The sequence below is a fragment of the Streptomyces sp. NPDC127108 genome (assembly GCF_042677545.1).
In the GTDB taxonomy this organism is placed as follows: Bacteria; Actinomycetota; Actinomycetes; order Streptomycetales; family Streptomycetaceae; genus Streptomyces.
The window spans coordinates 158,147-167,390 of the sequence record NZ_JBHXTE010000004.1 but is presented as its reverse complement, the minus strand read 5'-3'; the positions used below and the strand labels follow the sequence as shown (position 1 = coordinate 167,390).

Below are 9,244 nucleotides of genomic sequence, written 5' to 3'. Positions count from 1 at the left end.
CGGGCTGGGAGGGTGGGGGTTCGTGGGTGGGTGGGACAGGCCCACGCCGTATCGGCGCTCCGTGCTTCGTCCTCAGGCACCGGACGGGCTGAGCGGTGGGGGTTCGTGGGTGGGTGGGACAGGCCCACGCCGTATCGGCGCTCCGCGCCTTGGCCTCAAGCGCCGGACGGGCTGGGAGGGGGTGGGGGTTCCGTGCGGGTGGGACGGGCCTCCGCCGGATCGGTGCTTCGCACCTCGGCCTCAGGCTCCCCCAAACGAGCTCTTAAGGAGCAGGGGGTCTCCACCACGGGCTGGGAACTTCGCCGATGTGGGGCAGAAGGTGCCGGGCTGTTGGTCTGCTGGTGCAAGTTTGGGCGGGTGGGTGGGGGAGAGCCTGTCCGGCGATTGAGGACGAGGCGCGGAGCGCCGATAGCGGGGGTGCGGTGGCCGAGGGGTCACTCCACGCCGATGAGGAGGAGGGCCGACTGGGGCCCGCCCCGGTAGAGCACCGTGTCAACGGCCAGGTGGCCGTCGCGTACGTGCTTCTCCAGGGACTCGGCGACCGCGTCGGACACCTCGTCCCCGAGGACCAGCGTCACCATCTCGCCACCCGCCGCCAGCATCCGGTCGAGCACGGCCGCCGCGGTGGCCCCGACCTCCGGGCCGATGACCGCCACGTCGCCGTCGATGAGGCCGAGCACGTCCCCGGCCTGGCAGATGCCCGCCGTCGTCCACGACTGCCGCTCGGCCACGGCCAGTTCGGCGTAGCGGGTCGCCCCGGCGGCCGAGGTCATGACGACGACGTCCTCGTCGAAGCGGCGGTCGGGCTCGTGCACGGCGAGCGCGGCGATGCCCTGGACCGCCGAGCGGGTGGGGATCAGCGCGACCCGTACGCCTTCGGAGCGGGCCTGTTCGGCGGCCGCCGCCGCGGTGTGGCGCAGCCCGGCGTCGTTGGGCAGCAGCACCACCTCGCGCGCGTGCGCCCGCCGGATCGCCTCGACCAGCTCACCACTGGCGGGCGGCTCCCCCGCGCGCGCGGGCACCGTGGTCGCCCCGGCCTCGGCGTACAGGGCGGCGAGGCCGTCACCCGGTACGACGGCGACGATGCCGCGCTGGACTCGCTCCTGGGGCGGCGTCTGCGCGCGCACGGTGTGGGCGTCACCGAGCCCGAAGTGGGTGATGCGGATGCGGTACGGCCGACCCGCCTCGACGCCCGCCTCGACGGCCGCGCCCGCGTCGTCGACATGGACGTGGACGTTCCACAGGCCGTCGCCGCCGACGACCACGAGCGAGTCGCCGAGCCCGTCCAGCTTCGCCCGCAGTCGGTCGACGGCCGCGTCGTCGGCTTCCAGGAGGTAGATGACCTCGAAGGCGGGGCCCGCCCCGTCGGCGGCGGCGTCGGCGCACGTGGCGGGTTCCGCGGGCCCGTCCTGGCTCGGCCCGGGTGCGTGGCCCGGGCCGCGCTGGGCCCGGTCGGCAGCCTCCACGCGCGCGTGGCCGCCCACCGCCGCCCGCGGCCGTACGCTCTCCCCCGACAGCGCCCCCACCAGCGCCCCGAGAACCGCCACGAGGCCCCGTCCGCCCGCGTCCACCACGCCCGCGCGCCCGAGCACCGCGAGCTGGCCCGGAGTCGCGTCAAGGGCCGCGCAGGCGCCTTCGTACGCCGCCCGCGCCACCGCGGCGCAGTCCCCCGAGGCCGTCGCGGCGGCGTCGGCCGCTTCGGCGGCGGCCTTGGCGACCGTCAGGACCGTGCCCTCCACGGGGTGCGCCACCGCGCGGTACGCCGACCGGGACGCGCGCCCCAACGCGAGCGCGAGGCGCGCGGCATCGGCATCGGCATCGGCATCGGCATCGGCATCGGCATCGGCATCGGCATCGGCAGCAGCGTGATGTGCGTCACTATTCGCGCCACCGTCACTGTCACCGTCGCCCTCCGACGACAGCACCTGCGCCATCCCCCGCAACAACTGCGCCAGGATCGTCCCGGAGTTGCCGCGCGCCCCGATCAGCGCCCCGTGAGCCATCGCCCGGATCGCCTCGGTGAGCTCCGGCCTGGCCGGTTCAAGGCCCGTGAACACCGCGTCGACGGCCTGGGAGGCCGACTCCATCGTCAAGTAGAGGTTGGTCCCGGTGTCCGCGTCCGCGACCGGATAGACGTTGATCGCGTCGATCTCCTCGCGGGCCTGTCCCAGCGCGTCCAGAGCGAGCACGCTCCACGCGCGGACTGCGACAGCGTCGAGGTTCTGCGGCAACGGTCGCCTCCTAGGAGCGTCGCGGGACGCCTCCGTCGTACGTCAACGGGATGGTGGGACGCAGCGTAGACCTGGGCCGGAGGAGGTCCGGGGGGTGGGGCCGAGGGCGAGACATGGTAGTTTCGTTGTACCGAAGCAGTCGTTGTATGCTGCTCCGGTTGCCCGATACGCATCGGGCCATTCCTCCTGGCAACGCCACTCCGATCATTGCACTGATCCCGGCATGCCGGGTTTAACCGTAAGTGCATCTGAAGTCTTTGGAGTGACCCGTGGCTGCCAACTGCGACGTCTGCGGCAAGGGGCCGGGCTTCGGCAACAACATCTCGCACTCGCACCGCCGTACGCCCCGTCGCTGGAACCCGAACATCCAGCGCGTGCGTGCCGTGGTCGGCGGGACGCCGAAGCGCCTCAACGCCTGCACCTCGTGCATCAAGGCCGGCAAGGTCTCGCGCTGACGCTTTCTGCGCGGCCACCTAGCCGGTTGCTGAAAAGCCGGTCCCCCTTCGGGAGGGCCGGCTTTTTCGTATGCCCGCGCAGGCGCCTGCCAGAATCTGGCGGATGCGCTTCGGCATCCTCGGGCCCCTCGACATCCGCACCCCGGACGGCTCGCCCGTCGATCCCGGCGGCCCCCGCCCCCGGGCCCTGCTCACCCTGCTCCTCCTCGACGCCGACCGGAGCGTCTCCGCCGAGCGCCTGACCGACGGCCTCTACGGGGAGCGGCCGCCCGCGGGCGCCGCGAACGCGCTCCAGTCCCAGGTGTCCCGGCTGCGCAAGCGCCTGGGCGTCGGCATCGAGACCACCGCCACGGGCTACCGCCTGGCCGTCTCCCCCGATGACGTCGACGCCCACCGCTTCGAACGCCTGGCCCGCGAGGGCCGCCGAGCGCTGTCCGCCGGGGACCATCCCCGGGCCGCCGCCCTCCTCAAAGAGGCGCTCGGCCTGTGGCGCGGGCCCGCGCTCGCCGACCTGCCCGGGACGCACCCGCACGGCACCCGGCTCGACGAGCTCCGGCTCGCCGCCGTGCAGGACCGGGTGGACGCCGGCCTGGCGACCGGCGGCGGCCCCGGCCTCGTACCGGAACTGCGGGAGCTGATCGCCGCCCATCCGCTGAGCGAGCGGCTGTACGGGCAGCTCATGCGGGCGCTGCACGCCGCGGGGCGGCCCGCGGAGGCCCTCACGGTGTTCGACGAGGCGCGTGGCGTCCTCGCGCGGCACCTGGGCGCCGATCCGTCGGCGGAGCTCGCCGCGCTCCACCTGGAGCTGCTGCGCGGCGCCGAGCCGACCCGTGCCCCGGCCGTGCCCGCGCCGCTCACCCCGCTCGTCGGCCGCGCGGAGGAGCTGGCGCGCGTCCACGCCCTCCTCGACGGCGCCCGCCTCGTGACGCTCACCGGGCCGGGCGGCACCGGCAAGACCCGGCTCGCCCTGGAGGCCGCGCGGGAGCGCGAGAGCGGGCGGGCCGAGGGGGCACGGGGCGGCGGGCCCGGGAGCGTGTGCTTCGTGGAGCTGGCGCCGCTGGCCGACGGGGAGCGGGTCACGTACGCGATCCTCGGCGCCCTGGGGGTGCCCGACGGGTTCCACGCGCGCGGGGGCGACGCCACCGAACGGCTGCTCGCCGCCCTGGAGGGGCGGGAGCTGCTGCTCGTCCTCGACAACTGCGAGCACCTGGTCGACGACGCGGCGCGGGTCGCCGGGCTGCTGCTCGGCGCCTGCCCCGGTGTCCGTGTCCTCGCCACCAGCCGGGAGGCGCTCGGCATCACCGGGGAGGCGCTGTGCCCGGTGCCGCCGCTGCCCGCCGGGCCCGCCGACCGACTCTTCCTGGAGCGCGCGGCGGCCGTACGCCCGGACTTCGCCGCCCGGACGGCGGGTGCGGGTGCGGAGGGCGGACCGGAGCAGGGCGGCCTGGTGCGCTCCCTGTGCGCCGCGCTCGACGGCCTTCCGCTGGCCATCGAGCTGGCCGCCGCCCGGCTGCGCACCCTCACGCTCGACGAGCTGGCCGCGCGCCTCGACGACCGCTTCCGGCTCCTGTCGCGCGGCGACCGCACGAAGGCGCCGCGCCACCGCACCCTGCACGCCGTCGTCGAGTGGAGCTGGGACCTGCTCGACGACGAGGAGCGGGAGCTTGCCGCGCGCCTCACCGTGTTCCCCGCCGGGGCCACGCTCGACGCCGTGGAGGCGGTCTGCGGGCTCCCGCACCCGGAGGACCTGCTGGCCTCGCTCGTGGAGAAGTCGTTCGTCGAGGTGGTGGGCGGCCGCTACCGGATGCTGGAGACCATCCGCGCCTTCTGCGCCCCGCGGCTCGCCGAGGCGGGCATCGAGGACAGGCTGCGCGCCGCGCACGCCGCGCACTTCCTGCGCCTCGCCGAGCGGGGCGCGCCGCTGCTGCACGGCGCCGAGCAGCTCCCCTGGCTTGACCGGCTCGCCGCCGACCACGGCAACCTGGACGCGGCCCTGCGCCACCTGGCGCGCACCGAACCGCACGAGGGCCTGCGCATGCTGGCCGCGCTGTCCTGGTACTGGCGGCTGCGCGGCCACTACGGAGAGCGCACCACGCTCGCGTCGGGCCTCCTCTCGGCCGTCGGGCCGCACCCTCCGGAAGGGCTCGCGGAGGAGTACGTCCTGTGTCTGGTCAACACGATCGCGGGCGACGGCGACGACCCCGCCGAACCGGAGCGGGTCGCGCGTGCCGACGCCCTGCTGACGTCCCTGGAGGGGCCGTTGCGGCTGCCGTTCCTGATCGTGCTCTGGTCGCTGGCGGGCGGGCCGCGGCGGGCCATGGAGGAGCGGGTGCGCGCGCAGGTCGGCGACCACCTGTGGGGGCGGGCCCTGCTGGACCTCGGGCAGGGCTTCCAGGAGCTGTTCGCCGGGCGGCCGCGGGACGCCGAGGCGGCCTTCGCGCGGGCGCTCGCGGCCTTCCGGGAGAACGGCGACCGCTGGGGCATGGCCAACTGCCTGGACCCGCTCGCGATGTTCGCCGACTGGCGCGGGGAGCGGGCCCGCGCCCTGGAGCTCCTGGACGAGGGCCTCGCCCACGTCGTCGAACTCGGCGCCCCGGAGGAGACCGGCGACCTGCTGCACCAGCGCGCGACGGTCCTGCTGCACGGCGGCGCCCTGGAGGACGCGGCGGACCACTTCCGGCAGGCGGAGGAGCGGGCACGTGCCGTGGGCGTGCGCGACAAGGTGGCGACGGCACGGCGCGGTCTGGGGGACGTGGCCCGGCTGCGCGGCGACACGGCACGCGCGCGTGCGTACTACGAAGACGCCCTCCAGGCGTGCGCCGCCAACTGGTTCAGCGTGGCGGAGACCACGCGCGTCCTCACCGGCCTCGGCCGCGCCGCGCTCGCCGAGTCCCGCCCGGAGGAGGCCGCCGACTGGTTCGAGCAGGCCCGCGTGCTGGCCGTCGACGCCCCGGGCGTGGGCGAACTGGCCGAGGTGGCGGAGGCCTTGGCTGCGGCCGCGGCGCACCCTCGGGACGCCGCCCGGCTCCTGGGCGCCGCGGCGGGCATCCGGGGCACGTTGATCGAGGGCCACCCGGACGTCGTACCGGTCCAGGAGGCGGCTCGCGCGCGGCTGGGCCCGGCGGCGTACGAGGAGGCCTTCCTGGCGGGCCGCCGGGAAGGAGCGGCTGCGGTAAGCCCCCGTCAGCCGACGGTACGCCCCCGGTAAGCGCCTCCGCCGAGTCTCGGGGCATGACGAACTCGACGCCGCCAGCGCACCCGACGGCCACGCACCCGACGCCCACGCGCCCGACGGCCACCACCCGCACCGCGCGGCCCGCCCGCCCCCTCGCCCACCTCGACGTCCTCATCTCCGGGGCCAGCGTCGCCGGCCCCGCGCTCGCCCTGTGGCTGTCCCGGTACGGCGCCCGGGTCACCGTCGTGGAGAAGGCGCCCGCCCTGCGCGAGGGCGGCTTCGCGGTCGACTTCCGGGGCCACGCGCACCGCACCGTCCTGGAGCGCATGGGCATCTGGGACGAGGTGCACCGCCGCCAGACCCGCATGGGACGCCAGATCGTCGTCGACGCCGACGACCGGGAGCAGGTGGACCTGCCCGCCTTCCTGATGAGCGGCGACGTGGAGATCTTCCGCGGCGAGCTCTCCAAGATCATGTACGAGCGCACCCGGGACCACGTGGAGTACGTCTTCGGGGACTCCGTGGCGAGCCTCACCGAGACCCCCGAGGGCGCTGAGGGCACGGAGAGCACCGGGAGCACCAAGAGCACCGGCGGCGTCCACGTCACCTTCGAGCGCGGCGCTCCCCGCCGTTTCGACCTCGTCGTCGGCGCGGACGGCCTGCACTCGCACACCCGCCGCCTCGTCTTCGGCGACGAGTCGAAGTACCTGCGCTTCCTCGGCTACTACGTCGCGGGCTTCGGCATGCCCAACCACCTGGGCCTGAACCGCACGGCCCGGATCCACAGCGACCCCGGCCGGATGATCGACATCTGCAACTACGACGGCGACCCGCACCGCGCGGGCGCAGGCCTCGTCTTCCGGTCCGAGCGGCTCGACCACGACCGGCGCGACGTCGCGGCGCAGAAGCGGATCCTCGCCGAGAAGTTCGCCGACATGCGCTGGAAGCACGCGCCGCAGGTCCTGAAGGCCCTGGAGGAGACCGACGACCTGTACTTCGACGCGATCGCGCAGATCCACGTCGACCGTCTGTCCCAGGGGCGCGTCGTACTCCTCGGAGACGCCGGGTACGGCGCCACGATGGGCGGCATCGGCACGGGCACGGCACTCGTGTGCGCGTACGTCCTGGCCGGTGAGCTGGCCCTCGCGCACGGGGACCACAGGACGGCCTTCGCGGCGTACGAGGCGGAGGTCCGCGACTACGCGAAGGGCTGCCAGAAGACCTCGGGCAACGCGGGCCCCTTCCTGGCGCCGCCCACGGAGAAGAAGATCCGCAGCCGCGACCGGGCCTACCGGATGCTGAGCTCCCGCTTCCTCGCGGGCTTCTTCAAGCGTCTTACGGAGAGAGCGGCCAACGGAATCGACCTCAAGGAGTACCCCGTTTGCGAAGAAGCGGTCTACGGAGACGCGGTCTACGGAGACGCCGCCTACGAGCCGCGCGTGCCGTCCGTCTCGCGTGTGCCGTCCAAGACCTCCGAGCCGTCCCCGAACCGCCAGCCGTGATCCACGGGCCCGATCCCGCCGCCGAGTGCGAACCCGGCGGCGATCGCCCCGGTGACGTACTCCTTGGCGGCCGCCACGGCCTGCGGCACGGTCTGCCCCTTCGCGAGCTGCGCCGCGACGGCGCTGGCGAGGGTGCAGCCCGTGCCGTGGGTGTGCCGGTTGTCGTGGCGCGGGGCGCGCAGCCAGTGCTCTTCGGAGCCGTCGGTGAGCAGGTCCACGGCGTCGCCCCTGAGGTGGCCGCCCTTGATGAGCGCCCACCGGGGCCCGTACGCGAGGAGGGCGGCCGCCGCGCGCCGCAGACCGTCCTCCGAGTCGACCTCGACGCCGGTGAGTTGGGCGACCTCGTCGAGGTTGGGCGTCGCGACCGTGGCGACCGGAAGGAGCTTCGTGCGCACCGAGTCGAGCGCGGACGCCGCGAGCAGCGAGTCGCCGTGCTTGGAGACGCCGACCGGATCGACGACGGCGGGGGCGGCCGTGGCCGCGAGCAAGTCGGCGACCGCCTCGACGAGTTCGGCGGACGCGAGCATGCCGGTCTTCACGGCCTGCACGCCGATGTCGTCGACGACGCTGCGGTACTGCGCCCGCACCGCCTCCACGGGCAGCTCCCAAGCACCCTGCACGCCCAGGGAGTTCTGCGCCGTGACCGCCGTGACGACGCTCATGCCGTGCGTGCCGAGCGCGAGCATCGTCTTCAGGTCGGCCTGGATCCCGGCCCCGCCCCCGGAGTCGGAGCCCGCGACGGTGAGCACCCGGGGCGGCGCCGTACGGGCGGTACGGGCCGCGGCGGGCGTACCGCCCGGGCCCGCCGCGCTCACGCGTCGCCGCCGTTCTCCCCGAAGTGGTCCCAGCCCTTGCTGGTCCAGGGCGCGCCGTCGACCGTGACCTGCGGCTGCGCGGAGGGGTTGAGGACCTCGCCGATGACCTTCCAGCGGGCGGGCAGCTTCACGTCGGACGGGAACGTCGCCACGATCGCGTGGTCCTCGCCGCCGTTGAGCACCCACTGCAGCGGGTCGACGCCGACGGCCTGCCCGATGTCGTTCATCTGCGAGGGCACGTCCACGTCGCCGGAGCGGATGTCGATGCGCACCTTGCTGGCCTCGGCGATGTGGCCGAGGTCGGCGATCAGGCCGTCGCTCACGTCCGTCATGGCGGTCGCGCCGAGCCCGGCGGCGGCGGGGCCCGCGTGGTAGGGCGGCTCGGGCCTGCGGTGGGCCTCCACGAAGGCGCGCGGCGAGCGGAAGCCGCGGGAGAGCACCGCGTGCCCGGCGGCGGACCAGCCGAGCCAGCCGGTGACGGCGACGGCGTCGCCGGGCTGGGCGCCCGCGCGCGTGACGGGTTCGTGGTTGCGCAGGTCGCCGAGCGCGGTGATCGAGACGGTGATCGTGTCACCGCGTACGACATCGCCTCCGACCACGGCCGCGCCCGCGACCTGGCACTCGTCGCGCAGGCCGTCCATGAGCTCGATGGGCCAGCTCGCGGGGAGCTCGGCGGGCACCACGAGGCCGAGCAGGATCGCGGTGGGCACGGCGCCCATGGCCGCGATGTCGGCGAGGTTCTGGGCGGCGGCCTTGCGGCCGACGTCGTAGGCCGTGGACCAGTCGCGGCGGAAGTGCCGGCCCTCCAGGAGGATGTCGGTGCTGGCCACGACCCTGCGGTCCGGGGCGGCCACGACGGCGGCGTCGTCGCCGGGGCCGAGGCGTACGGCCGGGGTGGAGGTGAGCCGCGAGGTGAGCTCCTTGATGAGCCCGAACTCGCCCAACTCGCCGACGGTGCCCTTCATGCGCGTGCTGCTCCTTCTGCCACGGTCGCCGCGGTCCGCTTGCGGTCGCGAGCCGTCCCTGTCGTCGGTACGGTCGACGGAGCCGTCAACCTGTGTTGTCC

At 74.9% G+C, this 9,244-nt stretch carries 6 protein-coding genes; 3 read left to right on the top strand and 3 right to left on the bottom strand.

What is annotated here, in order from left to right:
- Positions 1-434: 434 nt before the first annotated feature.
- Positions 435-2,231, bottom strand: a complete 1,797-nt coding sequence (locus tag ACFVHO_RS05350; RefSeq protein ID WP_385710442.1) for a DAK2 domain-containing protein — start codon at positions 2,229-2,231, stop codon at positions 435-437.
- Positions 2,232-2,500: 269 nt separating this feature from the next.
- On the opposite strand from ACFVHO_RS05350, the gene rpmB reads away from it, so the two are divergent.
- The 3 genes from rpmB to ACFVHO_RS05335 all read left to right on the top strand — a co-directional run bounded on the left by rpmB (position 2,501) and on the right by ACFVHO_RS05335 (position 7,363).
- Positions 2,501-2,686, top strand: a complete 186-nt coding sequence (rpmB, locus tag ACFVHO_RS05345) for a 50S ribosomal protein L28 (RefSeq protein ID WP_030195073.1) — start codon at positions 2,501-2,503, stop codon at positions 2,684-2,686.
- Between the two features lie 103 nt (positions 2,687-2,789).
- Positions 2,790-5,894, top strand: a complete 3,105-nt coding sequence (locus ACFVHO_RS05340; RefSeq protein ID WP_385710440.1) for a BTAD domain-containing putative transcriptional regulator — start codon at positions 2,790-2,792, stop codon at positions 5,892-5,894.
- A 23-nt stretch (positions 5,895-5,917) separates the two neighbouring features.
- Positions 5,918-7,363, top strand: a complete 1,446-nt coding sequence (locus ACFVHO_RS05335; RefSeq protein ID WP_385710438.1) for an FAD-dependent monooxygenase — start codon at positions 5,918-5,920, stop codon at positions 7,361-7,363.
- Here the strand turns inward: ACFVHO_RS05335 and thiD are convergent.
- Positions 7,288-8,178: a bifunctional hydroxymethylpyrimidine kinase/phosphomethylpyrimidine kinase gene (thiD, locus tag ACFVHO_RS05330; RefSeq protein ID WP_385710436.1), complete on the bottom strand. Its 891-nt coding sequence runs from the start codon at positions 8,176-8,178 to the stop codon at positions 7,288-7,290. The genes ACFVHO_RS05335 and thiD overlap by 76 nt on opposite strands.
- A complete protein-coding gene (locus ACFVHO_RS05325) occupies positions 8,175-9,143 on the bottom strand; it encodes a thiamine-phosphate kinase (protein WP_030361945.1) in 969 nt (322 codons plus the stop codon). The genes thiD and ACFVHO_RS05325 overlap by 4 nt, the downstream gene beginning before the upstream one ends.
- Between the last annotated feature and the right edge of the window lie 101 nt (positions 9,144-9,244).

What these genes read in the sequence shown, in the direction of transcription:
- ACFVHO_RS05335 (WP_385710438.1), top strand. Translation starts at nt 5,918, where the DNA reads ATGACGAACTCGACGCCGCCAGCGCACCCGACGGCCACGCACCCGACG.
- ACFVHO_RS05325 (WP_030361945.1), bottom strand. Translation starts at nt 9,143, where the DNA reads ATGAAGGGCACCGTCGGCGAGTTGGGCGAGTTCGGGCTCATCAAGGAG.
- ACFVHO_RS05340 (WP_385710440.1), top strand. Translation starts at nt 2,790, where the DNA reads ATGCGCTTCGGCATCCTCGGGCCCCTCGACATCCGCACCCCGGACGGC.